Below are 24,906 nucleotides of genomic sequence, written 5' to 3' on the forward strand. Positions count from 1 at the left end.
AGATGTTCACCACCCGAACCGCATTCGGCATCGTCTCGGCGCTTCTCCTGACCGTCGCCGGCGCAAGCGCGTGCAGCAGCTCCGCCGAGTCCGACACCGCCTCTGCAACTCGCTCCGTCACCCACGAACTCGGCACCGTCGAAGTTCCGGCCTCACCGCAGCGCATTCTCGCGCTCGACGAGTACGCGGGGTTGAGTGCACTCGCACTCGGCGTGAAGCCCACCGTCGTCTACAGCACCCTGCGATCGGACGTCGCCAAGTCGATTCTGCGCGAGCAGGGCGTCGAAGTTCTCGACAAGCCGACTTTCTTCGCCAACCCCGCCGTCGAGGAGATCGCGTCCGTCGAACCCGACGAGATCTTGATGAGCAATGCCGGTCCACTACCGAGCCTGTTCGCGCAGATCAATTCCGTGGCGCCAACCTTGGTCCTCCCGTACTCGGCGCCGTGGCGTGATGTGCTCGAACAAGCTGGGGCACAGCTCGATCGAGGCAGCGAAGCTACCGCCATGATCGGAAAGCTGGAATCCGGCCTCGAAGGCGTCAAGTCCGCGGCTGCCGGCCAGAGCCTTGCGATCCTTCTCGGCTACAGCGGAAACCTGTTCACCGTGCCACCGACCACTCCCATCTCCACACTGGTCACCGAGGCCGGATTCACCAGGCCGGCATCGGAAGTCAACGCGACCAACAATCAAGACACCGGCACGATTTCCCCCGTCTCGCCGGAACTCCTACCCGAGCATGCGGCGCAGACCGTCGCCGTACTGTCCGGGCAGCAGTACGACGCATCCATCGTGCGAAACACTCCACTGTTCGACAACCTGACACCCGATCCGGCGCACGCTCTGGACGTCAGCGGTGATCTCTGGTTCGGCAGCCATCCTTTTGCCATCTACTGGATCATCCAGGATCTGGACGGCATCGCGCATGGCAAGGGGCAGAACAGTATCGGAACCCTCGACAGCGCCGACGCGCGATGGGCGGCATTCAGCGCGCTCTGACGTCCTGACGAAAGGTCAGCGGAGAAACACCCACCCGGGTGGCGAAGAACTTCGTGAAGTTCGCAGAATCGTCGAACCCCAACTTCGACGCCACCTGGGTGACCGTGTCCGTGCCGAAAGACAGCAGACGTTTCGCTTCGAGAACCACACGCTGATCGATGTACTGCTTTGCCGTCATCCCGGCAGCGGCTCGGGTAGCCCGCAGCACAGTCTTCTCGGAGTACCCGATCTTGTTGGCGTACTCCGAAACCGAACGGACCGTGGCGAAGTCACGTTCGACAACGGCATGAAACCTTTCGAACACGTCATTGTGCGCCAGCACGGAACTCTGTTCCTGTCCACCGAGATGGGTCAGTTTCAACAGAATTGCTGTCAGCGTGTGCCGCAGAATGGCCGCGCGAACGACCGGCGCGGAAGTATCCGGGCAGCCGTAGTTCAGGTTCAGGTGTTTCATACCCGTGCTGATGGTCTCGAGGTTCTCACCGGACAACTGCCACGCTGCCTGCCGACTGCGAGCGTTCCCGTCCAACAACTGCTGACTGACGGCATCGAGCGACGAGGGCGTGAACAGAACAACCGTCGCCTCGAAGTCCTGGATTCGCCCCCACTGTTGCACCTGCCCCGGTCTGACCCAGAACACGGTCCCCGGGCTCACCGCGTAGTTCACGAAGTCGATGGTGTGTAGCGCCGAGCCCTCGGTCACCAGCGCGAGCAAGTGAAATTGCGGACGTTGGGGGCCGACAAACTCTGCGCTTCCCCCGTTGATGCGAATGGTGTCCAGGCTGAGTACTTCGATCTCGGTCGCGTCAGCCACCGACGATGCGTACCCGACGTCCCGGACGGGTACTTGTCTGTTTTTCACTAGTTCGGGACTCATCTTCACCGTGACCGAATACCCGAATGCGACATACCGTCAGGGTATCAATCAGTTCACGCTCGGATAGGAATCTTCCAGTGCAGACATCACGCTCGGAAACAGCAGGCAAGACGCAACTCACCTACGTCTTCGACGCCTATTGCGGGTGGTGTTTCGGCTTCGGCCCTGCGTTGACGGAGTTCGTCCGTCAAAATGCCGATTCCATCGACTTGTCCGTGGTCAGCGGCGGACTGTTCACCGGTGAGCGCGTCGCGCCCATGTCTTCGGCTCCGTACCTGAAATCAGCCAACGCCACCATCGCCGCCCAGACCGGCGCTGTCTTCGGTGACGGATATTCACAACTGGTGACTGATGGGCGGTTCGTCATGGATTCGACGGATGCAGCGATCGGACTCGCCGCACTGCGCGCGCAAGATCCGACACGCGCCCTCGACATCGCGGAGGCCATGCAGATCGCGTTCTACCGAGACGGTCGCAGCCTTTCCGATCCCGAGACGTACCGATCCATCGCGGAATCCCTCCAACTCGACCCATCTGCCGCGGTGTCTTCCCTGTTCACCGCCGCCTCGAAGGATGCCGCCCGCGCTGATTTCGTCCGAGCACGCAGGCTCGGCGCCACTTCGTTTCCGACGCTGTTGTTCCACGGGAGCGACGGGTCCGTCGTGAAATTCGGTTCTCCGACCAGTACCGCGGCCGATCTCACCCGCGACCTGAACACGTGCGTGCGGGCGTATGCGGTGGCTTGACCCACGCACTTTTGCGAGCGAAAGGTACGCCCGGCGCCTTCAGTACGCCGAACGTACCTTTCGCTCAGCGTGACTTCACCCAAATCACTTCGGCCCCCCTTCTGGTTTGATGAACACCGAACGAATCGCACCAAAGGGGAAACGACAGTGGTTTCAGATCCGATCACGTGCCTGGAGATGGAACTTGCCGACATGTGGCAACGAGGACGCGCCCAGGCGCGCACCTATGCGCGCGCAATTCATCCCAAACTCGATCCGGCGCTCTACCCGGTTCTGGTCATCCTGAACCGTTCGGATGCGGTGCGGATGTCCGACCTGATCTGCACCCTCGATATCGAGAAGTCCACCTTGACCAGGCAAATCGACGCCGCAGCTCGACTCGGTCTGGTGGAACGAATCCCCGATCCCGACGACGCTCGCGCCAAGTTGGTAGCTCTGACCCCTGAGGCGCGAACGAAGCTCACGACCATCCGCAATCACCAGATAGATCGCTGGCGCGCCCGACTCGCGAAATGGGATACGGACGACATCACCACGCTGACAGCGCTGCTTCACCGACTGGGCAGTTCCGAGGACTGACGACAAATTAGTCGTGATGGCAGCCCACTCGAACAGCCGGACGATTTACGCCGTCACGACAATTCTGCAGCAGCACGCAGGATCAACTGGGTGACCTCGTGCGGGTGGGACGCCAAGGATGCATGGCCTGCGTCTAGTTCCTCGATCTCGCGGGCACCGATACGCTCTGCCATCCATCGCTCGGTTTCCGGCGGAATCATTCGGTCCTGCCCTGAAACCTGATACCAACTGGGCTTCCCACGCCATGCCGGCGGCCCTGACGGGTCCGAGAAGCACTGACCCGCAATGGGTTTCTGCGTCAGCGCCATGACCAATGCTTCGGTGTCGTCGAGATCCTGACTGAAACTCTCCTGAAACTTGTCCGGGGCGATCCACAAGAAGCCCTCGGCGTCCGGCGCGATGTTCACCGCGCCCGCCGGCTGATCCGTGCGGGCGAAGATACTTCCCAGGCTGTCACCCTCGTCCGGCGCAAAGGCAGCGATATATACCAGTCCCACAACGTTTTCCGCATGACCCGCGCCTGTGATCACCGCGCCGCCGTACGAGTGTCCGACCAGCAGGGTCGGGCCGTCCATCGATTCGGCCAACTTACTGGTCCGGTCCACGTCGTCGGCGAGCGAAGTAAGTGGATTCTGGACCGCAACCACTCGATGCCCGGCGTTGTGCAGGGTGGGTATGACGTGACGCCAATGAGAACCGTCTCCCCAGGCTCCATGTACCAGAACGATGTTTACCTTCTCTGTCATGACCAACTCCTCCAGATACGCAGTGCGACGAATACTCCGACGATCGGCAAGCCTTCGAAACCCAGGCCTTGCCTGTTACCCAGGTTAAGGGGATCCTGGATCAATAACCATGACCAGATTGCCAAGTTTTTGTGCAGAAACGCCGAATGCTCGAGACATCGGAGTGATCGATCCATGAGGACAACATCATCACAGCGGTACGTACCCACCACCGACGAGACTCGAACCCGGGACACCCTCTCGCACGTTCTCGAAGTCGTCCACCTTCGCGGTGATCAGATTCATCGCTGCGTCCACGGCGAGAACTTCACCGTGGAGGTACCCGCTGGGGTGCGAGCACTTCACATTGCCGAGCACGGTGACATCGTGATCAGAACGCAGGGCAAAGCCCCGATCGAACTCGGCCCCGGGGAACTCGTACTGTTACCCCATGGGCATGCTCATACGATCGAGAATGCGATGCCAATGCACCCGAAAAACGAAACATGTTGGCTTTTCGGTACTTTCACACTCGACGACGTCGCAGCGCAGCGACTGCTGTCCGTTCTGCCGGACTTCGTCGAACTGCGCGCGACACAAGGGACCCCGGTCGAGTGGCTCGAGGTGAGCAGCCGACTGTTGGGCGCCGAGGTGGACGATCCGAAACCTGGTTCCTCCGTGATGGTTTCCCGGATTCTCGACCTTCTCTTCGTCCAGATCCTCAGAGCGTGGGCTCGAGCGGACGGATCGAACGGCGGATGGTTGACCGCAGCAATGGATCCACGAATCGGGCAGGCCCTCGAGGCCGTCCACAACGACCCGTCACGCAACTGGACCATCGACGAACTGGCGACGCTGTCCACCCTGTCGAGATCGTCTTTTGCGGAGCGCTTCTCGCGACTGGTCGGCCAGACGCCCGGCGCTTACATCACCGAGCGCCGACTCGACCGTGCCGCCGAACTACTCGTGCAAACCACCGAGCCGGTCGGAACCATTGCGATAACTGTCGGCTACGAATCCGATGCCGCGTTCAGCCGCGCCTTCCGTCGACGATTCGACGCCTCGCCGTTGAACTGGCGAAAGTCCAACTCCCACAATCACTGACGTCAGGTCGCAGCGATTACGCCTGCGACCGGGATCCGGCCGAGAACTGCGACGCGGAAGTCCACCATCGCGCGCTCCACGTGATTGGCGCTCGAGACCACAACCACGCCGGTCGCGCCTCGATCGGCGAGAATCCGCGCAGAGTTGATCGCATTCTCGACCGTCGACCACGAAGTTCCCTCTTCGGTGATCCGGCCCGGGTTGACGCCGTTGGCAACGAGCCATTCGCGCATCGCCCTGGCTTCCGTTACTCCGGCCTTCGGAGCCCCACCGCTTGTGATGATCGGAGACTGCGGGTACTGACGGGCCAGCTGGAGCGCCGCCTGAAGCCGGTCGACCAACATCGGACGCATCGTGCCGTCGTCGAAGAGGCCGGCACCCAAGACGACGATGTTCGTGCCCACGGGGTTGAGGTCGAGCAGCACGGGCGACTGGCGTGTCAGCGTCTCAGCACTCGTGCACGCGAGAATGAGAGACCGCACCGGTGTTTGGCAGCCGCCCACCGTCGACAGGATGCCGTTGACGACCGTCGTCGGAGTGATGTCGGCACTCGCTGTCGCCGGCGACAATCCCACTCCGGCTGCGGCGATTACCGAAGCAGCAATCAATCCCTTCGTCAGAGACCTACGAACATTTGCCATGTAGCCGAACCCCCAGATTGTCGATTGTCCAGCCCACGGTAACGAACATTTCGTCGCGATTGCATCATTTGACTCAAATTTACTGTTCACTGACCGTCACACAGATTAAACATAAATATTGGGCAACAATTCGGGTTCGAAACCGTCATCTACCGGCATCTCGAATCGACGCGCCTGCCGCGTTACCGATCTGAGCTGCAGCATCCCCGAGCAGGTCGGCGACACTGAACGGCAACAATTCGTTGTTGCAGATCACGATGTTGCATCCGGGTGTTCCTGCTCGCCCCGTCCCGACCATCGTGTCGAAGATCAATTCGGGGTTCGCGAAGCCGACGAGCTGTGACAGATCGTCGATGAGCGGACCACCCGACCCAAGCATGGGAGGCCCGACGTACGGCGGCGGTCGAACGTCCACGATCGAAGCGACGACAAGCCGCAAGAACTCCTGGAGATAGAGATCCCGAGGCGCGTTCTGCCACACCGGATGCGAAACATACTTGCTCACCGGCGCATTCACGGAGTAGAAGTCCTCGCCCGCGTTCACCCAGGTCAAGAAGCCGTACCCCCCATTGGACGGAGAGGGCGCGGACAACTCGTCGAGGTAGGCGGAGTCGATCAACGTCTGATCACGCCACGCGCCTCGTTGCACCATCAGCTGACCCAGTCTGGCCATGTCTCCCGGCCGGATTGCCAATCCGAGAATCAGGCACGTTCACAGAGAACCACAGACCCATCACGTTTGGGAAGAGTCCGCCTCCATTCCGAGCGCGCGACGCGCTCCCAGCGCCATGGTGACCTGTACAAGATCTTTCGGTGACGACAGGTCAAGTCCCGTCAGGGAACTCGCTTTACGCAGGCGGTACACGACCGTGTTCGGGTGTACGTGCAACTGCCGAGCGGTGGTAGCTCGATCGAATCCGGAGTCGATGAAAGATTCGAGCGTCTCGAGCACGGCAGGATCGGACTCCAACGGCGACAACACATCTGCGAGGATCGGCAGCGCAGCGCTCGGGCGGGTCAGTTGATACTCGACTGCGAGATCCTCGAGACGCACGACCCCACTTGTACGGCCGTACTTTCGGGCAACGTTCAGCACCTCGCGCGCCTGCGACACCGCTGCGGGAATTGCGGGCGGTGCCGCGACATGTACGGCGGCAACCGTCGATGCACCGATGACCTTCTCGAGATCACCCAATCGTCGACACAATGAAAGATATTGCGGACTCGACGCCCAGTTCCCCTCAGCGGGTTCCGATTCCACAATGGGAATCAGTACGGCTCCGCCACTGCTCCCGAGCACCCCGAGCGCTTTGTCACGCCCCACCTGATCGAGCTCTCGTTGCAGGTGGCGCACCTTTCTCCGCTCGGCGACGGCAGTGTCCACCTCGGTCGAGGACTCGTCGTCATTCCGTTCGACGTGCAGCGCCACCACCCAGTACAGGCGCGCCAACCTGATGCCCACATCGTCGGAGACCCGATCAACATCGACACCCGTCGAAAGTGCTACGAACAATGACCTTCGCGCAGAATCCTCGTCCGTCTGGGTGGCGTGGTCGGAACCGTAGCCGGCAAGAACCGCCGACGCGGAGGCCGCGGTGTATGCATTCAAGAGTCGTCCGGTGCGGGCAAGTGCGACACCGTCTTCCGGGACCGCCCATTCGCTGATGGTCTCCCACCACAGCCCGGCTGCCAGGTGATATGCCCGCAGCACCTCACCGAGCGGAACCAATTCCTGAGCCCGTTGGCGAGCCGATTCGCTGATGTCGGCGAGCAACTCGGGCGCCAGATCGGCGCCGGTCCGCAGCATCGAAATGAACAGCTCCAGATTGCGCCTCACGATGGTGGTGACGTCGTTACGTAATGCCTCGTCAGGGAGCAACCGGTAGAAGGTGACGTCGCGGTGGACCAGATCGACTGTCTCAATGACCAGCGGATGGGTGCGTTGCGCCAGTCGGTCGGCCAGAGATCTGCCACCAACCAGGATCGGCTCGAACGGCAGATCTTTGTTTCCTGACACAAAACCCTCCACAGAATTGAATTGCCACCACAAGGCCGACCTGCCTTTTTCCTATCACTATGTAACCCACGCCACTCACGAATTCACAATCAGCGGCGTAACTGGAAGTCCCACCTTCGACCAAGAGGAGCCTCGAGTGACGTGGAAAACGCGCAGCGCAGCCATTCTGGCAGGCGTCGTGGCTGCCGGTTCGATCGCGGCTCTCGGGACCGGTGTGTCGAGTGCCGAGACACCGGTCAGCACTATCCAGTACGTCGCACTCGGCGATTCCGCGGCGGCCGGCCCACTGGTCACCGCGCAGGACTCGTCGTCACCGGGCTGTCTACGATCACTCGACAACTACCCGTCCGTGGTGGCGCGAGAACTCGGCGCTCAACTCACGGATATGACCTGCTCGTCGGCGCGATCCGCCAACGTCACGGACACCGCACAATCGACGTTCTCCGGTCAAGTATCACCGCAGGCAACAGCATTGGGGCCTGATACCGACCTCGTCACCATCACCATCGGTGCCAACGACATCTCGTTGTTCCCGACAGTTCTGAGCTGCGTCAATCCACTCCCCGAACCCACCGGAACGTCCTGCCGTGACAAGTTCACCTCCGGTGGCGTCGATCAACAGCGACAGATGATCGAAAATGCGTCCACAGGTTGGAGTTCCATGATCGAAGTCGCGCAGGATCGAGCACCGTCGGCGCGCATCGTCGTGGTCGGATACGGAACATACATCCGTGGTGGCGGCTGCCCCGGCACTCAGCCGTTCTGGCCGCGCGACGCCGACTATCTCCAGAGTGTGATCGACTACGGCAACACGGTCATGGCAGCAACTGCGGCCCGTCACGGCGTCGAGTACATCGACATCACCGAAACCACTGCCGGGCATGACATCTGCACGGACCCTGCCACTGCTTACTACACGGGAATCGTCCCTACCCAGCCGGCGGTTCCACTGCATCCCACTGCGGCCGGGATGCAGGCGATCGGCAAAACGGTCGCCGACGCTCTGTCCTGAGCTTCTCCCCCAGCACAATTCATTCAGCACTCGCGAAAAGGGTGGAACAATCATGTCAATTCAACGAGACGCTCCGCCGCTGCCGTCCGTCGACGGCGCCCCTGTCGGAACACGTGACAAACTTCTCGGCGGCACACTCGTCGCCCTGTTTCTCGCGAACATGCTCAACTTCTTCGACCGGGCGATCCCCTCGGTCGTTGCCGAGCCGATCAAGAACGAGTTTTCGCTCAGTGACTTGCAATTGGGATTGATCACCTCTGCATTCACCCTCGTCTACGCAGTCGCAGGACTGCCTCTGGGCCGGTTGGCCGACACGAAGAACCGTCCCAAGATCATCGGGATCGGACTCCTGGTGTGGAGCGGACTGACGGCAGCAACCGGTGCCGCCGGCAGCTACGTGCTGTTCATCCTCGCGCGTCTCGGCGTCGGTGTGGGCGAAGCGACCTTCACACCCGCAGCAAACTCGATGATCGGCGATATCTACCCGGCGGAACGACGCTCACGCGCACTTGGTGTCTTCATGCTCGGTTTGCCAGTTGGCCTCATGCTCGCCTACTTCACCGTCGGCAAGATCGCCGAGGCATTCGACAGCTGGCGTGCACCGTTCTTCCTCGCGGCGATTCCCGGTGTCCTGCTTGCAGTCGTGCTCTACCGCATGGCAGATCCGGTTCGTGGTGGTTCCGAAAGTCCGGAGGCCCGCGCAGCCGCTGTTTCAGAGGCACCGATCACCCGCCCGATCCGTCGTCTGCTCGCAATTCCCACGCTTCGTTGGCTCATCCTTGCCGGGCTGACGTTCAACTTCGCCGCCTACGCAGTGAATTCGTTTGTCGTCCCACTGCTCATGCGCCAGTACCACCTGAAACTGACTGCGGCGGCATCGGTCACGGGCATCATCGTCGGAATCACGGGCCTGATCGGATTGCTTCTCGGCGCTCGCTACGCGGACAAAGCCAGCGCACGCTCACCGCGCGCACGGTTGATGATCGGTGTCGGAACCTCGGCATTGGCGGCACCTTTGACGGCGCTGGCACTGTTGCAACACGGCGGAAACGTCGTGATGTTCACGCTCTTGTTCTCGGCCGGGTGGCTTCTGGCCTACGGCTTCTACATCAGCGTCTACCCTGCCATTCACGACGTCGTGGTTCCCAGGCTCCGCGGCACTGCGACGGCGCTGTTCTTCGCTGCCATGTACCTTCTCGGCGGATTCTCCGGACCGGTTGCCGTTGGAGCGATCTCGGACTGGTTCGCCAAGCGTGCACTTGCAGATGCAGGTACCGGGAAGTTGGCTCAGTACGCCGGCGACGGGTTGAACTCGGCCATGTATCTCGTGCCGATCATGTTGGCACTCACCGCGGTATTCATCTACCTGGCTACCCGCACTGTAGGCAAGGACTCCGCGCGCATGCAAGCGGAGCTGAGCCAGGCCTGACCGACAAGTTCACGGGCGGTGGCGGGACCCTGAGGCCCCGCCACCGCCGAGTTCAGTTGACCGTAATCGCCAGAGTCGACAACATGGACCGCAACATGTCCGGCAAGCGAGCGATCATTCGCTGCTCGGTTATCCGAACGGAGACGGGCGCGGCCAGCGTCGCTCGCCACAGTTCCGGTTGATTCTTCATCAGGTTGTTGTAGACCGGGAGCAACTGATCGTTGATGTAGGTCCAACGACCATCCCGGTCCGCCCAGTTGAAGTCCGGAAGCGGCGTTTGCACAACAGCATTGCCCACCGCGAACGAGAGCGGGTTCGACTCGCGTGGCGGCACGACGCCAGGCATCGACGGTGATGCGGCGAAGGTGGTCAGGTAAGTCAACGAGCGACCAACGCTGCCGCGGTAGGCCTTCGCCTCGTCCCACTGATCACCCACCGACTGGTACTGCTCCCTTCGCAGCAGACGCACATTGCCGTCGAAGACCGATTCCGGTGTCCCCGAAGCAATGTTGTTCCACGCGATACGGGCGTTCTCGTCGAGCAGCCCTGCGCGATCGAGTTCGGCGATGCCGTCGACACCGTCGTGAACCCACGCCATGTGCATGGGAATCAGGTCCGAGAAGATGTGTTTGCTCATCGCAATCACTTTCCCCTGGAACCACATCACGTCCTCGGGGCGAATCTCGTGGCCGACCTCGAGAAGTGCCGCAATGTCCTCGGGTGCTCCCATCGACGATGCAACCGGCGACCCGATGCGGTCGATCTCTCGCCAGACCAGTGCCATCGCCTCGCTGATCGCTTGGACTTCCAGCACAACCCGCCCGTAGTCCAAGTCGAGGAGTCCACCGGCGAAAGCGGGCCCGACCATTCCTCCCATACCTGCCCACTGCAGCTCTCGATGCTCGAGCTGGAGTCGCTCGTAGAACTGGAAAGTGTTGGTGAGGTTTCCGAGATTCGCGTGCACACCGTCGAACGGAGTCCACGAAGCGAGATCGATACCTGCCGACTCCGTCCCGACCGCGAGCCAGTACTGCTTGAGCAGTGTCTGATAGCGATGCGGATCCACTCCCGAGGCTCGGGCGGTATCCACCAAAGACCGCAGCGGTGCGGAATCCGATGGCAGAGAAGGATGCAGACCGCCCGTGGCTTCGGCGTTTGCGTTCACTGCTTCGAGGTCGAGGTACCTGTCGAGCTCACCAGTACCCGCGGACGCCCTGCCTCCCAGTACGACGGCACCGCCGATACCTGCCGAAGCAACGAGAACCGTGCGCGCAAAATCCCTGCGCGTCAGAGACTTCCGCAAGCTCATCGTCCCTCGGCTTCGTCGAACGTCTTTGCCAGCCAGGCGATGTCCTGCATACCCAGCTGATCGGTCACCGTCTTGTACAGGTTGGTCACGTAATCGAGCGGCCCGCACTGCGACGGGAGCAGGTCCACGTTGCCGCCGTCTGCTCGATATGTCTGCGCCAATTGCTCTGCCTCACTGAAGGGAACGAGAAAGTCGTCCTCACAGGAAGAAATCAGAAGCTTGGAAGCCGGCGCCTGCTTTCCCAACGTGTTGTCCGCGTACGCCGCGGCCAGCGCAGGGATCGTTCGGGGCGAAGGGTTGGTGAGTAGGACGTCGAACGGAACGAATGGGAGTCCGAGGTAGAGCGCCTGGCAGGACGCGCGGAAGGCTGCGGCGACGTTGTGACCGATCGGAGTCAGATGATCGTCGAGCCGAACGTCGGGGTAGCCCGCGTCGAATCCGAGAATGCTCGAGAAGACGAATCCGGAACCGATCCCACCGGCCGCTGTTTCCTCGAACGTTGCCGGGTCGATCATCATCGCCTGAATGGCACTGGCCTGGACGTTCAGTTCCGGCGCATATTCATGGGCCTGTTCCGCGGCAAAGCCCGCTGCGACACCGCCTCCGGCGACACCGTAGATGCCGACAGGGGTGTCTGATTCGAGGCCACCTTCCGGAAGCGCGAGTGCTGCCCGAACGCCGTCGAGCGTTGCCTTCCCTGAGAACTGTCCGATCGAGAACGGATGGGGAGCAGTGTCGCCGTCGTTGCCGACGTCGCTCATCATCACTGCCCAGCCGTGGCCGAACATCTGAGCCACCGGGCCGAGCGCCGAGAACATCGCCGGGTCGCTCTGATTGCCGCCGGTCCACTGGTGACTTGGTGCGCAGTTCGCGCCGAGGCTGTCGTTCGCCTCGGCGTATCCGATGATCTTGCGATCACCTGGCGCAGTTCCGTCCTCGGGAATCATCAGAATTCCGGTGCTGATCACCTGCCGACCGAAGTGATCAGTGGTGGTGTACATGAGTTGGTGAGCCGAGACCACGTCGGGACGGACCTGGTAGACCTGCACGCTGACCGGACGCGCTTTGAGAAGTGTGCCGGGGGCGGTACCCGGCTCGATTTCAGGTTCGTCGAACCACGGATCATCGGACGAGAGCCCGAGTGGAGTCAATTCGGTGGAAATGTCAGCGCCTTGGAGTGCCTTCACGACCAACGGGTTGAACACGTCGGCCAGGTCGACCGTCTCCTGCGCGCCAGCCGGCGACCCCACCGCAAACAAGGCCACTGCCAGGGCCGATGCCGTTCCGGCGCGCCATGACCACCGTCGCCACGTCGAGTCAAACATCGTTCACGAGTTCCTTACTTTCGGGTAATGAGCACCCCTACACTCCCATTCACCTGCATTAACAGACAAGTCGGGCACCCATCCGTTGGCCGAAAACCTCGATCGGGCTTAGGCTGACGGCACCTGTCCGGCAAGTCTGGCGTGGGAGGTTTGTCTGTGAGTGCTCCGACCCGTGTATCGCGAGCTACCGGCGATTCACTCCAAGCTCGAGCGCGGCCGTCCAACATCACGTGCAAGATTCTGATGGCCGTGACAGGACTGATCTTCGCCGCTTTCGTTCTCGTCCACATGATCGGAAACCTGAAGGTCTACACCGGTGCCGATCACTTCGACGACTACGCACACTGGCTACGAACGGTGTTCGAACCCTTCCTGCCCTACGAGGGACTTCTGTGGATTCTTCGCATCGTCTTGCTCGCGTCATTGGTCGCACACGTCTGGTGTGCCTGGCTGCTCACCGTCCGCGGACGCCGAGCTCGAGGAAAATTTCGACGTAAAGGTCTGGGAATCAAGTCCTTTACAGCGCGCACGATGCCCGTCACCGGAGCTGTGCTGCTGCTATTCGTCATTTTCCACATACTCGACCTCACGACCGGAACCCGACCCATCGGCAGCAGCGAGTACGAAGCGGCCACGCGCACACAGAGTTACGCATACGACAATCTGATTGCCAGCTTCGAGCGTCCGCTGGTGGCAGCGTTCTACATCGTCGCGATGGCTCTGCTGGCAATGCACCTCGCGCACGGACTCTGGAGCGCGGTCAACGATCTCGGCGTGACCGGCCAACGACTGCGCCAGATTGGCGTTGCACTCTCCGGAATCTTTGCGCTCGTCGTGATGGTCGGAAACATGTCGATCCCCATCGCGGTCATGACCGGCGCCATCTCGAAGACAGGAGCGTCATAAGTGAACAGCTTCGAACTCGACGATCTGCGCAGCATCGGGACACCGGTGGACGGTAAGGTCCCGGCCGGCGATCCGGCGACGGCCTGGCCCACTCGCAAACTCGACTACAAGCTCGTCAGCCCACTCAACCGGCGCAAGTTCACGGTCATCGTCGTCGGTACCGGCCTCGCCGGCGCGGCCTGCGCCGCCTCCCTCGGTGAACTGGGCTACCACGTCGAGTCCTTCACCTTCCACGATGCACCCCGCCGTGCACACAGTGTCGCCGCGCAAGGAGGCATCAACGCTGCTCGCGCTCGAAAAGTGGACAACGACAGTCTCGCCCGCTTCGTGAAGGACACCGTCAAGGGCGGTGATTTCCGGGGCCGTGAGGCCGACTGTTTCCGTCTCGCCGAAGAATCCGTACGCGTCATCGATCACATGAATGCCATCGGGGCACCGTTTGCTCGCGAGTACGGCGGCACTCTGGCCACCCGATCCTTCGGCGGCGTTCAGGTGTCGCGCACGTACTACACGCGCGGGCAGACAGGCCAGCAGTTGCAGATAGCGTCGTCGCAGGCACTGCAACGTCAGATCGCAGCCGGAACGGTCAACCTACACACCCGAACCGAGATGCTCGATCTCATCGTTTCGGACGGGCGAGCACAAGGGATAGTCACACGCGATCTCGTGACCGGTGAGATCGGCGCCACCACAGGCCATGCCGTCGTACTGGCATCCGGCGGCTACGGAACCGTATTCCACAAGTCCACACTTGCGAAGAATTCCAACGCCACGGCCGCCTGGCGAGCGCACCGACGCGGTGCGTTGATGGCTTCACCCTCGTTCATCCAATTCCATCCGACGGCACTTCCCGTCAACTCCGAGTGGCAGTCGAAAACCATTCTGATGAGCGAATCCCTGCGCAACGACGGCCGGATCTGGGTACCGGCCAAGCCCGGAGACGATCGTGAGCCCGGCTACATTCCCGAAAACGAACGCGACTACTACCTCGAGCGCAAATATCCGGCGTTCGGGAACCTCTCTCCCCGCGACGTCTCTTCACGGGCCGCCCGCGAGCAAATCGACTCCGGTCACGGCGTCGGCCCTCTGAAAAACAGTGTGTACCTGGATTTCCGCGATGCGTTGGCACGGCTCGGCCGCAAGACCATCGAGGAGCGATACGGAAATCTGTTCTCGATGTATCGCGACGCCACCAGCGAAGACCCCTATACGGTGCCGATGCGCATCGCCCCCGGAGCCCACTTCACCATGGGAGGACTGTGGAACGACTACGACCAGATGACCTCCATCCCCGGCTTGTTCGTCGGTGGTGAGGCAGGCTGGGGATACCACGGGGCCAACCGCCTCGGCGCCAATTCGTTGCTCTCGGCATGCGTCGACGGCTGGTTCACCCTCCCGTACGCGATTCCGAATTATCTTGCACCGCTACTCGGATCCACTCCACTCGAACTGTCCGATCCCGCTGTGACGTCGACGCTCACTGACGTGAGGGGTCGGGTGGACCTGCTGCTCTCGGTCGGCGGAACACACGGCCCCGACAGGTTCCATCGACAACTGGGCGAGATCCTCTATGCGGGTTGCGGTGTCACCCGAACGGCCGAGGGCTTGACCAAGGCGATCGCCGAAATCCGCGCACTGCGAACCGATTTCTGGTCGAACCTGCGAGTTGCCGGCAGCGGAAACCAGTTCAACCAGGAGTTGGAAAGGGCCGGCAGGGTAGCCGATTTCCTCGAGCTCGCCGAACTGATGTGCGTCGATGCTCTCGATCGTGACGAGTCCTGTGGAGCGCACTTTCGTGCCGAACATCAGACTCCCGACGGCGAAGCGCAGCGAAACGATCAGGACTGGTGCTTCGTCTCCGCGTGGGAAACCGCCCAGGACGGCAGACACGTTCGACACGACGAGCCGTTGTCCTTCACCGCTGTTCCACTGCAGACGAGGAACTACGTATGAAAATCACCGTGGACGTGTGGCGCCAATCCGGACCTGAGTCGTCCGGCGCATTCGACACCTACCAAATAGACGACGCGACGGTGGAGATGTCGCTGCTGGAGCTCCTCGACCGACTCAACGACCAACTCGTGGAGAGCGGCAACGAACCCATCGCCTTCGATTCCGACTGCCGAGAAGGGATCTGCGGGTCCTGCGGCATCACGGTCGACAATGTTCCCCATGGACCGGTTGCGAACACTCCCACGTGCCGTCAGCACCTGCGTAGCTTCTCCGACGGTGACCGAATCAAACTGGAGCCGTTCCGCTCCGCAGCCTTTCCAGTGGTCCGCGACCTCGTCGTCGATCGCTCTGCGCTCGACCGGGTGCTCGAAGCCGGTGGATACGTTTCGGTCAATGCAGGAACCGCGCCGGACGCAGACAGTCAGCCGCTCTCGCATCAAAGTGCCGAAGCTGCACTGGACTTCGCCGCGTGCATCGGCTGCGGCGCTTGCGTGGCAGCCTGCCCGAACGGTGCCGCGCACCTCTTCACCGGGTCCAAACTGACCCACCTGTCTCTCGTCACGCAGGGCCGCAACGAACGTGGCAAGCGGGCCCGAGCGATGTCGCACCAGATGGAGGCCGATTTCGGGCCGTGCTCGACCTACGGTGAATGTGCGCAGGTGTGTCCCGCGGAGATACCGCTGACCGCGATTGCCGCTGTCAACAAGGAATCGATGCGATTCGGATTGCGGCGCAAGGACAACTGATCGTCACCAGGCGCCGATCAGCTTCATCCACGCGCCGCCGATGATCGTCCAGATCAGGATGATCACGACGCTCATCACGAAACCGATTCGGAACCATTCCGAGGTCTTGATGTATCCGGAACCGTAGATCACTCCGGCCGGACCGGACGCGTAGTGCGAGATACCGCCGAACAGGCTGCCGATGAAGCCGAACACCAGGGCCGAGAACAGCGGCGGTGCACCGGTTGCCACCGCCGCGCCGAGAAACACCGCGTACATCGCGACGATCTGCGCGGTGTTCGACGCAAACAGATAGTGCGCGTAGAAGTACACCAAGGTCAGGATCGCAAAAGCCCAGATCCACGGCAAACCGTCGACGCTCGAGGAGACCTGGGTTCCGATCCACGAGATCACGCCGAGTTCTTCGAGATGGCTTGCCATACCGACCAGAACGGCAAAGAACACGAGCGTCTGCCACGCCCCGGTGTCGTGGACCAGGTTGTTCCACGTCAGCACCTTGGTCACCAACAGGATGCCGATTCCGACGAATGCTGTTGTAGTGGCATTGACGTTGAGCTGCGAGCCCAGGCACCAGAGCACCAGCAGCAGAACGAAGGTGGCGGCCATGATCTTCTCGTTGCGGCTGATCGGACCTGCCTTGCGCAGTTCCTCCCTGGCTTGCTCGGGTGCTTTTGGAGTCTTCAACATCGTGGGCGGGAAGATCTTCGACATCACCCACGGGATCGCGATGAGACTCGCAATTCCCGGAACCGATGCTGCCAGCGCCCATTTGCCCCACGAGATGTCGATGCCGATCTTGGCAGCCGCATCGACGGCGACGGGGTTACCCGCCATGGCGGTGATGAACATCGCGGAGGTCACGACGTTGACTTGCAGCGACGTGAGCAGCAGATATGCTCCGAGCTTCTTGCGAGAGTCCTCGGGCTCGGGATTGGAGTCCTCCAACTTGCTCAGTGAGACGATGATCGGATAGACGACGCCACCAGCGCGGGCGGTGTTCGACGGTGTCGCCGGAGCAAGTATCAAGTCCGTCAACGCCATTCCGTAGGACAAACCGAGGCTCGACTTGCCGAGCTTGGTCACGAACATGAGTGCAACCCGTTTCCCGAGTCCGGTGACCAGGAAGCCTTCGGCAATGAAGAACGACGCGACGATCAGCCAGATCGTGGTATTGCTGAAGCCGGACAACGCTTCCGTCGGCGTCTCGGTCTGGGTGATCATGGCGATCGACAGGCCTACCAGCGCCACAGAACCCGTCGGCAGAGGCTGCAAGATCAACGCCACGATGGTGCCGACGAAGATTCCGAGCATGTGCATGCCCTTGGGATCCACACCGTCCGGAACAGGCATGAAATAGATGATCAAGCCGAGGATGACGGGCACCGCAGCCGGGTAGTACCGCCTGAGCACCGATTGTTTCGACGGCTCGGCCGGCGGTGTCTTGGACGGCGGTGTCTTTGCCGGCGGCGTTGTTCCAGCGAGAGACTCGGCGCTTTCGGATTTGGCCTCGGACATCTGCATCTCCTCGACTTGTCGCCCCAGGTGATCGCCCCAGATCATTGTCCCCCAAACGTCCGGTTTTCGTGCGGTCAATCGAAGTTCGAGAGAATGCCCTCCTGCGTTATCCGATTCTCTGGATTCCGCAGGAGGGCTCATCCCCGGGCGCAGACTGCGCCTCTCGGGGCGCGACACATCTCCCTCAAAAGGGTGCGCCAATCGATCATCAGAAGGCGCCGGCGTGCCGCAAGCTTGGAGCTCGAAGAGATCCTGTTTCGGTGTTGCCTCAGCATGCCGATCGGTGCTCGTCCGCACACGGGTCGAATGGCCTGTTCGTCTACCTGTTTCCGCTCAGCACCGAGTACACCGACGTTTGTGTCGGCCTACAAAACAGGTATCCCACCGGGTAATTGAGCCGTTGTCGGCAAACGTGCGTGGCCACCAATCTGGTCATACCTCGGAACCACGATCCGGCGACGAGTGCCTGCACACCGACCACCTCAATCACATTTCAGCACTGACGATTTCGAGTGCCGCGATATGCCGCAAACCGCTGCAGCGCCAGGCCGAGCCGAGATCGCTGTCCCCTCAGACCGATCAAGGAAAAATCATGGGAATTCACCGGAAAAACAATCGTTCTCACGCCAAACGATTCGTTACGACAGCCGCAGGAGCAGGCGCTCTCGCACTTGCCTGCACAATCGTGACTACGAGCGTAGCCAGTGCACACGATTGGTCGCAGGTTGCCGTGTGCGAGAGTTCCGGAGACTGGAACATCAACACCGGCAACGGCTTCTACGGCGGACTTCAATTCACGCAGTCGACGTGGGATGCATACAAACCGGCAAGCGCACCGGCCCGCGCCGACTTGGCGTCGACGGCCGATCAAGTCGCCGCTGCGGAAGCAACCCTCTCAGCTCAGGACATCGGCGCGTGGCCGGTATGTGGCGTCTACCTCGGCTGGGGCGGCACCACCCCTGATTCGACCACCTCGGCTCCATCATCGGAAGATTCAGCGGGCGACACGGTGACAGTCTCCGAGGGCGATACACTTTTCGACCTTGCTTCTGCGAAAGGGTTTCGTTGGCAGGATGTTTGGGCAAGGAATGCCCTGATTCCCGATCCCGACCAGATCCGCGTGGGTGATGTGATCCAATTCTGAAGCAAATCGGCCGACAAAGTAGACCCTCGAATCGAGAACGTCGGTATCGGGCCGACGACTGGTTGCGCCATCTATTGTCGGGAGTGTGACGGAATCCGACGCCCACGAGGACTCGACCGACTCCACTGAATCGGCAGTGGCCGATCACCCGAGAAAACGTCCACTGTGGCGTGAGATTCTGATCCTCGTTGTCGTCGCACTTGTCCTGAGTGTTGTCATTCAGAACTTCGTCGGACGCATCTTTCTGATCCCGTCGGAGTCCATGGAACCGACACTTCACGGATGCACCGGCTGCACGGGAGACAAGATCCTCGTCGACAGAATCAGCTATCGATTCGGGGATCCGCAACCTGGGGATGTGGTCGTGTTCAAGGGACCCGAGTCCTGGAACGACGAGTACAAATCCATTCGATCCGACAATTCGATTGTTCGCGCGTTTCAGGGACTCGGGTCCATCGTCGGCTTGGTCCCGCCGGACGAAAACGACCTCGTGAAGCGGGTAGTCGCGGTCGGTGGCCAAACCGTACAGTGCCTGTCCGAGGAAGAGGGGCTTCGGGTGAACGGCAAGCCGCTGACCGAGCCGTACATCGACAAGCGCATTCCGGGCAACGGTACCTCTTGCCAAGGAAGGTATTTCGGGCCGGTCACGGTTCCCGACGGGAACCTGTGGGTGATGGGCGACAACCGCGCCCATTCGAAGGATTCACGTTTCCATCTCGATGACGAACACAGTGGAACGGTGCCGATCGACAATGTCATCGGCAAGGTTCAATTGATCGTCCTTCCCTTCTCACGGTGGGGAACTGTGAGCTCGTTCGATCCGCAGTGACAGATCGAATCAACCAGGCGGCCTGCATCTTCGGACGGCACAGTCGACATGGCTCCGCTTTCGGACGATCATCGAGCGCATCTGTTGCCGAAGGTAGGAGAACCACATGCGCGCTCGACGCATCACCGCCAATCTCAAAGTCGCCGATATCGGAACCGCCAAGAGCTTCTACTCCGACTTTCTCGGCCTGAGCGCCGAAGAGTTCAACATGGGGTGGGTCGCTCGCTACACCTCTCCCGACACCGGCGCGAACGTACAGCTCGTCACGCACGACGCCACTGCAGCCGAGGACTCGGTCATCTCAGTCCACACGGACGACGTCGACGGCGCCTACGAAGAGGCCCGCAGGCTCGGCTACGAAATCGTGCACCCCATAACGACCGAAGAGTGGGGTGTTCGCCGATTCCTCGTCCGGGCACCCGATGGCAACGTCGTCAACATCGTGCGACACCGGGACTGAGCAGCGGAAAGAACCCCATTCGACGTTTTAGGTCATTTGACCTAGAGTTAGGTGCATGACCGATTCATTGCAGTATTCAGCCGACGGCCCGATCCTCGTGGCCGGCGGATACGGAACCGTGGGCAGCGCCCTGACAGCGTTGCTCGCCCCCCACTTCCCACTACTCCTCACCGGACGCACCCCCGAGCGAGGCGACGAACTGGCCGGCCGTCACGGCGCTTCCGTCCGCCGCTGGAACCTCCTCGACCCGACACCCTTCGACGCGTCCGTACGCGCGGTCGTGTCGACGGTCAACGATCCCCACGATCGTGTCCTGTCCGCCGCCGTCGAGGCCGGCATTCCGTACGTGGACATCACCCGCTGGACAACCCGCGTCGCTCGCGCCGCCACTCTGGCGGGTCAGAAGTCGCCGAGCGCACCGGTGTACCTGTCGTCCGGATGGATGGGCGGAGTCACCAATATCGTCGCCGCAGCGCTGGCCGAGGAACTGGGTGGCGCGAGCACGATCGACGTCTCGATTCGCTACGACGTCAACGACATTGCCGGGCTGGACTCCGTCGACTTCATCGATCGGCTCGGGCAGGATTTCGAGGTGATGCAGCAAGGAAACCCGATCACCGTCAGCCCGTTGACGGATACACGCTGGGTCGACTTCCCCGGATCGCGCACCAAGGTCGGAAGAATCGACACTCCGGAACAATTCACGTTCCCCATGACCTTGGGCGCCGAAACTGCCAGCACTCGAATAGGTTTCAGTTCGAATGCATCCACAACTGCGCTGCTCGCCGCCAAGAAGGTGGGTCTGTTCCGTTGGGGTCGCGGCGACCGCTTCACACCGCTACGACGCGGACTCCTGTACTCGCCGGGCAAGGGCGGGAGCGCGCAAGTACGCATCGATGTCACCGGCCCGAGCGGCACGACAAGCGCGACAATCGTCGACCGGCAGGGCCAGGCTCACCTCACCGCGGTGGGCGGCGCGCTGGCCGTCAGACGAGCCTTGGCCGACGATGCCCGGCCTGGAGTCACTTTCCCCGAATCGCTTCCGAACCCTCGCCGCACCGTCTCCGAGTTGGAGAGCTTCGGGGTGGCAGTATTGCGACCATGACCCTCTCCAAGGGCGCCGCCCGTGCGGCAGCACTTCTCGACGCAGCAGAACAGGTCCTCACTACTCAGGGCAATGCCAACTCGGCAATGCGCGATTTCGCAGCCGCGGCCGGAGTGCGGGTAGGACATCTGCAGCACTACTACCCCACCCGTGCAGATCTGATACGCGCAGTGATGTCACGTGCATTGACCCGCTCACTGGATCGCCTTGCCGTCGTCCCCGATACGGATCAGAGCCTTTCCCGCGAGGAATCCGAACACTTCATCGGAGTCCTGCTCGGAGAACAGGACGACCAGGCCACGGTGCGTCTGTACGTCGAAGTATGGGCCATTGCAGCGGCGGACCAAGAAGTCGCGGTCGTGCTTCGAGACTTCTACGCCCAGTACATCGCACACGTAGAGCGCGCAGTCGCGTGTGCACAACCGGAGCTGGATGCGACTGAACTTGGCGCGACAGCGCAGACCATCGTGAGCCTGCTCGAGGGTTCCGCAATTCTCCGATCGGGAATCACCGGCCGAAAGTCCGAGGCTTCGGACCGAAAGCTCGTGGACACACTGCAGTACCTGATTCACGGGTCCTGACTCGGACGTATCGTAAAGCCCATGAGCGTTGCAAACGAATGGAGCCGAATCGAAGCGTGGTGCCGTACACACGCACCGGTGACGGCTGCAGCGTTTCAACCAGGACTCGGTGACGCCGTTATCGAGGAATTCGAAGCCTCGACCGGCGTCACGTGGCCCCAGGAACTTCGCGACCTGTATCGGGTCCACAACGGCAGCCTGACCCACGACGACCGGACCGGCCTCTTTCTCGGCAGCGTGCTCCCGGACAAATTCTTCTACCCCATCGACGTCGCAACAGAAGTTCGTCTCACTCTGCTCGAAACGTGGGATGAGACGATCTACGAGAATCCAGACCTCTACGCCGAGGACGAGATGGATCGACACGATCAACGCGACGCAGGCACTGCCGCAACCATGTTCATCCCCTCGTTCGTTCCCTTCGCCGGACTGGACGAGTACCACTACTTCGTGGACACCCGCAGCGGCGCACTCCACCATTGTGTGACCGAGTATGCGTCGGACGCCACTGACAACGGCGGTCCGATCTGGGCGTCCATCTCGGTAATGCTGGCCGCCCATGCCGTAGCGCTGGAAACAGGATCAACGATCGGAGTGTGGAAACCCGTTGTCAGCAAGGGTGTTCTGGAATGGGAAGTCGACGCATGACACCCAAGCAGGATCCGACCCGTCGCACCCTCGCCGACGGGCGTCAGATCTTCTACTTCGACGATGCCGGCAGTACCCGCACCCACTCTGCGCGAGATTCCCGCGAATTGCCGGCTCTCGACCACTCGTCTCGGATGAGATTCGACGTTCTCACCGGGGAGTGGATCACCATGGCTTCGCATCGCATGACACGGACACATCTCCCCTCCGCCGCCGAATGTCCATTGTGCCCGACCGACGAAACACGCACGCCCACAGAGATACCCGACGGAGACTACGACGTCGCGGTGTTCGAGAATCGGTTTCCGAGCTTTGCCGCGGCGCCCGAGGAAGCCATTGACAGTCCCGGAGACGGTGCGGGCGATCGCCCAGCGGCCGGTCACTGCGAAGTGATGTGCTTCTCGAGCGATCACACGGCGTCCGTCGCCGAGCTTCCACTCGAACGCATGCGCACGATTGTGGGTGCCTGGATTTCTCGGACCGAAGAGTTGTCGGCGGATCCGCTTGTGGAACAAGTGTTCTGCTTCGAGAACCGCGGCGAAGAAATCGGGGTGACACTCACCCATCCACACGGACAGATCTACGCATACCCGTATGTCACGCCACGCACCCGATCGATGCTGACGCAGGCGCACAAACACTTCGAGCGCACCGGTCGCTCACTACTCGCCGATGTTCTGGCGTTCGAGCGCGAGGACAAGGCCCGGTTGATCTACGACGGCGATCACTGGAGCGCCTACGTCCCGACCGCCGCACGATGGCCCATCGAGATTCACCTGGCACCGCACCGAGACGTCCCGGACCTCCCCTCGCTGAACGACCAAGAGCGCGAAGAGCTTGCGGTCGTCTACCAAGATCTCCTACGCCGTATCGATCGCTTCTATCCGGGCGTCGACCGGGTACCGTACATCGCGGCCTGGCACCAAGCTCCCGTCCGCATCAACCGACCTCTGGGCCGACTGCATCTTCAGCTGTTCTCGATCTTGCGCGCACCGGGCAAACTCAAATACCTCGCCGGGTCCGAGTCCGCCATGGGCGCCTGGGTGAACGACACCGTTCCCGAGGCAGTCGCGGCCCGCCTACGGGAGTTGAAATAGTGGATACGGTCTCGAACAATTCTGTGCTCCAACAGTTTCACGCCACCTACGGCTATCCTGCAACCGGAGTGTGGGTGGCACCCGGTCGAGTCAACCTGATCGGTGAACACACGGACTACAACGGTGGATTGTGCCTACCGGTCGCTCTCGAGCAGCGAACACTGGTTGCCGTCGCACTGCGCAGCGACGGGGTCGTCCGCGTGCACAGTCGGCAATCCGCCGAGACGTACACCGGGCCCGTCGGCGACATCGCCACAGGGTGGGCCGCCTACCCCACAGCCGTTCTGTGGTCTCTTGCGCGCAGAGGCCTCCCGATCGAAGGAATCGATCTTGCCGTCGACTCGTCGGTACCGGTCGGGGCCGGGCTGTCGAGCTCCGCTGCCCTCACCTGTTCGGTTGCGTTGGCCGTCAACGAACTTCATGATTCACCTTTCGCCCGCGATGAGCTGGTACAGGTGTGCATCCAGGCCGAGAACGACGGCGTCGGCGCACCGACCGGAGGAATGGATCAAACCATTGCCCTCTTTGCTCAGCCCTCGACTGCGCTCCTGCTGGACTGCCTGGACGGATCCACCGAACCCATACCTTTCGAACTCCACGGTGCAGGGTACGAACTGATCGTCATCGACACCCGGGTCAAACACTCGCTCGCAGACGGACAGTACGGAATGCGGCGCTCTCAATGCGTCGCTGCAGCAGCAGCTCTCGGCGTCGGCAGCTTGCGAGAGGCTACAGCAGACCAGGCCGAGACAGTGCGAGACCCGATCCTCCGGGCGCGGGCACGGCACGTCGTGACCGAGATCGAGAGGACGCGGAAGACCGCAGAACTTCTGCGCAGCAGCAGACTCAGTGACGTCGGCGAGCTGTTCGACAACTCGCACGCCTCGTTGCGCAACGACTTCGAGGTCTCGTGCGATGAACTCGACGTCGCCGTTGCCGCAGCACGACGCGGCGGCGCGATCGGTGCGCGGATGACCGGCGGCGGATTCGGAGGCTCAGCCATCGCGCTGGTTCCGGAAGGAAGCGGAGCGGAGGTCATCGCGTCGGTGAGCCGCGACTTTGCTGCGCGAGGTTGGCGAGCACCACACTTTCTCGGCGTCGTTGCCGGGGGTTCGGCCGCCCGTCTCTGAGCGAACGGCACGTTCAGCGCACTGGAGGTG

The 24,906-nt window shown here is 61.6% G+C and carries 26 protein-coding genes; 17 read left to right on the top strand and 9 right to left on the bottom strand.

The window, feature by feature from the left end:
* Window positions 1-2 precede the first annotated feature (2 nt).
* Window positions 3-998 (top strand): ABC transporter substrate-binding protein, encoded by a 996-nt coding sequence (locus ACYP01_RS14830; RefSeq protein ID WP_003943156.1) that lies wholly within the window; start codon window positions 3-5, stop codon window positions 996-998.
* Here the strand turns inward: ACYP01_RS14830 and ACYP01_RS14835 are convergent.
* Window positions 985-1,812, bottom strand: a complete 828-nt coding sequence (locus ACYP01_RS14835) for a helix-turn-helix domain-containing protein (protein ID WP_030536057.1) — start codon at window positions 1,810-1,812, stop codon at window positions 985-987. The genes ACYP01_RS14830 and ACYP01_RS14835 overlap by 14 nt on opposite strands.
* 140 nt (window positions 1,813-1,952) lie before the next feature.
* On the opposite strand from ACYP01_RS14835, the gene ACYP01_RS14840 reads away from it, so the two are divergent.
* Entirely contained in the window at window positions 1,953-2,621 is a 669-nt protein-coding gene (locus ACYP01_RS14840; protein WP_007730785.1) for a DsbA family protein, read from the top strand.
* 147 nt (window positions 2,622-2,768) lie between these two features.
* Window positions 2,769-3,200 (top strand): MarR family winged helix-turn-helix transcriptional regulator, encoded by a 432-nt coding sequence (locus tag ACYP01_RS14845; protein ID WP_459680806.1) that lies wholly within the window; start codon window positions 2,769-2,771, stop codon window positions 3,198-3,200.
* A gap of 53 nt (window positions 3,201-3,253) precedes the next feature.
* Here the strand turns inward: ACYP01_RS14845 and ACYP01_RS14850 are convergent, their stop codons facing one another.
* Complete coding sequence (locus tag ACYP01_RS14850; protein WP_459680808.1) at window positions 3,254-3,946, bottom strand: alpha/beta hydrolase; 693 nt, start codon at window positions 3,944-3,946, stop codon at window positions 3,254-3,256.
* A 189-nt stretch (window positions 3,947-4,135) separates the two neighbouring features.
* Window positions 4,136-4,303, bottom strand: a complete 168-nt coding sequence (locus ACYP01_RS14855) for a hypothetical protein (RefSeq protein ID WP_225320434.1) — start codon at window positions 4,301-4,303, stop codon at window positions 4,136-4,138.
* Between ACYP01_RS14855 and ACYP01_RS14860 the strand changes: the two genes are divergently transcribed.
* On the top strand, window positions 4,226-5,029 hold the full coding sequence (locus ACYP01_RS14860) for an AraC family transcriptional regulator (RefSeq protein WP_311094905.1): 804 nt from the start codon (window positions 4,226-4,228) through the stop codon (window positions 5,027-5,029). The two genes, ACYP01_RS14855 and ACYP01_RS14860, sit on opposite strands and share 78 nt — an antisense overlap.
* 2 nt (window positions 5,030-5,031) lie before the next feature.
* Here the strand turns inward: ACYP01_RS14860 and ACYP01_RS14865 are convergent, their stop codons facing one another.
* Genes ACYP01_RS14865 through ACYP01_RS14875 form a run of 3 tightly spaced genes read right to left on the bottom strand, consistent with a single transcriptional unit; the run spans window position 5,032 to window position 7,687 of the window.
* On the bottom strand, window positions 5,032-5,760 hold the full coding sequence (locus tag ACYP01_RS14865; protein WP_030536059.1) for a YdcF family protein: 729 nt from the start codon (window positions 5,758-5,760) through the stop codon (window positions 5,032-5,034).
* 55 nt (window positions 5,761-5,815) lie between these two features.
* Window positions 5,816-6,343 (bottom strand): hypothetical protein, encoded by a 528-nt coding sequence (locus tag ACYP01_RS14870; RefSeq protein WP_459680810.1) that lies wholly within the window; start codon window positions 6,341-6,343, stop codon window positions 5,816-5,818.
* A 60-nt stretch (window positions 6,344-6,403) separates the two neighbouring features.
* A complete protein-coding gene (locus ACYP01_RS14875; protein ID WP_054826048.1) occupies window positions 6,404-7,687 on the bottom strand; it encodes a PucR family transcriptional regulator in 1,284 nt (427 codons plus the stop codon).
* 136 nt (window positions 7,688-7,823) lie between these two features.
* Between ACYP01_RS14875 and ACYP01_RS14880 the strand changes: the two genes are divergently transcribed.
* Window positions 7,824-8,699 carry an SGNH/GDSL hydrolase family protein gene (locus tag ACYP01_RS14880; RefSeq protein WP_218680062.1) on the top strand — a complete coding sequence of 292 codons (876 nt, stop codon included), beginning with the start codon at window positions 7,824-7,826 and terminating at the stop codon, window positions 8,697-8,699.
* A 52-nt stretch (window positions 8,700-8,751) separates the two neighbouring features.
* A complete protein-coding gene (locus ACYP01_RS14885) occupies window positions 8,752-10,128 on the top strand; it encodes a spinster family MFS transporter (protein WP_459680813.1) in 1,377 nt (458 codons plus the stop codon).
* Between the two features lie 52 nt (window positions 10,129-10,180).
* Here the strand turns inward: ACYP01_RS14885 and ACYP01_RS14890 are convergent, their stop codons facing one another.
* Both ACYP01_RS14890 and ACYP01_RS14895 read right to left on the bottom strand, forming a co-directional pair.
* On the bottom strand, window positions 10,181-11,437 hold the full coding sequence (locus ACYP01_RS14890; RefSeq protein WP_075834659.1) for a Tat pathway signal protein: 1,257 nt from the start codon (window positions 11,435-11,437) through the stop codon (window positions 10,181-10,183).
* Window positions 11,434-12,762 (bottom strand): lipase family protein, encoded by a 1,329-nt coding sequence (locus ACYP01_RS14895; protein ID WP_030536062.1) that lies wholly within the window; start codon window positions 12,760-12,762, stop codon window positions 11,434-11,436. The genes ACYP01_RS14890 and ACYP01_RS14895 overlap by 4 nt, the downstream gene beginning before the upstream one ends.
* 156 nt (window positions 12,763-12,918) lie before the next feature.
* Here ACYP01_RS14895 and ACYP01_RS14900 point away from each other — a divergent pair, with 156 nt between their 5' ends.
* Genes ACYP01_RS14900 through ACYP01_RS14910 form a run of 3 tightly spaced genes read left to right on the top strand, consistent with a single transcriptional unit; the run spans window position 12,919 to window position 16,367 of the window.
* Window positions 12,919-13,668 carry a succinate dehydrogenase cytochrome b subunit gene (locus tag ACYP01_RS14900; RefSeq protein ID WP_007730765.1) on the top strand — a complete coding sequence of 250 codons (750 nt, stop codon included), beginning with the start codon at window positions 12,919-12,921 and terminating at the stop codon, window positions 13,666-13,668.
* Window positions 13,669-15,621, top strand: a complete 1,953-nt coding sequence (locus ACYP01_RS14905; protein ID WP_459680816.1) for a fumarate reductase/succinate dehydrogenase flavoprotein subunit — start codon at window positions 13,669-13,671, stop codon at window positions 15,619-15,621.
* Complete coding sequence (locus tag ACYP01_RS14910; RefSeq protein ID WP_003943253.1) at window positions 15,618-16,367, top strand: succinate dehydrogenase/fumarate reductase iron-sulfur subunit; 750 nt, start codon at window positions 15,618-15,620, stop codon at window positions 16,365-16,367. The genes ACYP01_RS14905 and ACYP01_RS14910 overlap by 4 nt, the downstream gene beginning before the upstream one ends.
* 3 nt (window positions 16,368-16,370) lie before the next feature.
* Here ACYP01_RS14910 and ACYP01_RS14915 read toward each other — a convergent pair whose 3' ends face one another.
* Window positions 16,371-17,882, bottom strand: a complete 1,512-nt coding sequence (locus ACYP01_RS14915) for an anion permease (protein WP_314674052.1) — start codon at window positions 17,880-17,882, stop codon at window positions 16,371-16,373.
* Window positions 17,883-18,567: 685 nt separating this feature from the next.
* Between ACYP01_RS14915 and ACYP01_RS14920 the strand changes: the two genes are divergently transcribed.
* From ACYP01_RS14920 to galK, 8 genes are all read left to right on the top strand, one after another.
* Window positions 18,568-19,026 (top strand): transglycosylase family protein, encoded by a 459-nt coding sequence (locus tag ACYP01_RS14920; protein WP_322001096.1) that lies wholly within the window; start codon window positions 18,568-18,570, stop codon window positions 19,024-19,026.
* Window positions 19,027-19,111: 85 nt separating this feature from the next.
* Entirely contained in the window at window positions 19,112-19,855 is a 744-nt protein-coding gene (lepB, locus tag ACYP01_RS14925) for a signal peptidase I (RefSeq protein ID WP_003942848.1), read from the top strand.
* A gap of 106 nt (window positions 19,856-19,961) precedes the next feature.
* Complete coding sequence (locus tag ACYP01_RS14930; RefSeq protein WP_459680819.1) at window positions 19,962-20,315, top strand: glyoxalase superfamily protein; 354 nt, start codon at window positions 19,962-19,964, stop codon at window positions 20,313-20,315.
* Window positions 20,316-20,370: 55 nt separating this feature from the next.
* Window positions 20,371-21,420 carry a saccharopine dehydrogenase family protein gene (locus ACYP01_RS14935; RefSeq protein WP_459680822.1) on the top strand — a complete coding sequence of 350 codons (1,050 nt, stop codon included), beginning with the start codon at window positions 20,371-20,373 and terminating at the stop codon, window positions 21,418-21,420.
* Complete coding sequence (locus ACYP01_RS14940; RefSeq protein ID WP_007730752.1) at window positions 21,417-22,001, top strand: TetR/AcrR family transcriptional regulator; 585 nt, start codon at window positions 21,417-21,419, stop codon at window positions 21,999-22,001. Before ACYP01_RS14935 ends, ACYP01_RS14940 begins: the two co-directional genes overlap by 4 nt.
* A 21-nt stretch (window positions 22,002-22,022) precedes the next feature.
* The gene (locus tag ACYP01_RS14945; protein WP_042446400.1) at window positions 22,023-22,649 is read left to right on the top strand and encodes an SMI1/KNR4 family protein; all 627 of its coding nucleotides are present in this window, start codon (window positions 22,023-22,025) and stop codon (window positions 22,647-22,649) included.
* Window positions 22,646-23,746: a galactose-1-phosphate uridylyltransferase gene (gene galT, locus ACYP01_RS14950; protein WP_054827207.1), complete on the top strand. Its 1,101-nt coding sequence runs from the start codon at window positions 22,646-22,648 to the stop codon at window positions 23,744-23,746. Before ACYP01_RS14945 ends, galT begins: the two co-directional genes overlap by 4 nt.
* The gene (gene galK / locus ACYP01_RS14955) at window positions 23,746-24,876 is read left to right on the top strand and encodes a galactokinase (RefSeq protein WP_459680825.1); all 1,131 of its coding nucleotides are present in this window, start codon (window positions 23,746-23,748) and stop codon (window positions 24,874-24,876) included. The genes galT and galK overlap by 1 nt, the downstream gene beginning before the upstream one ends.
* Window positions 24,877-24,906: the final 30 nt, after the last annotated feature.

Source organism: Rhodococcus sp. no. 34, assembly GCF_054589475.1.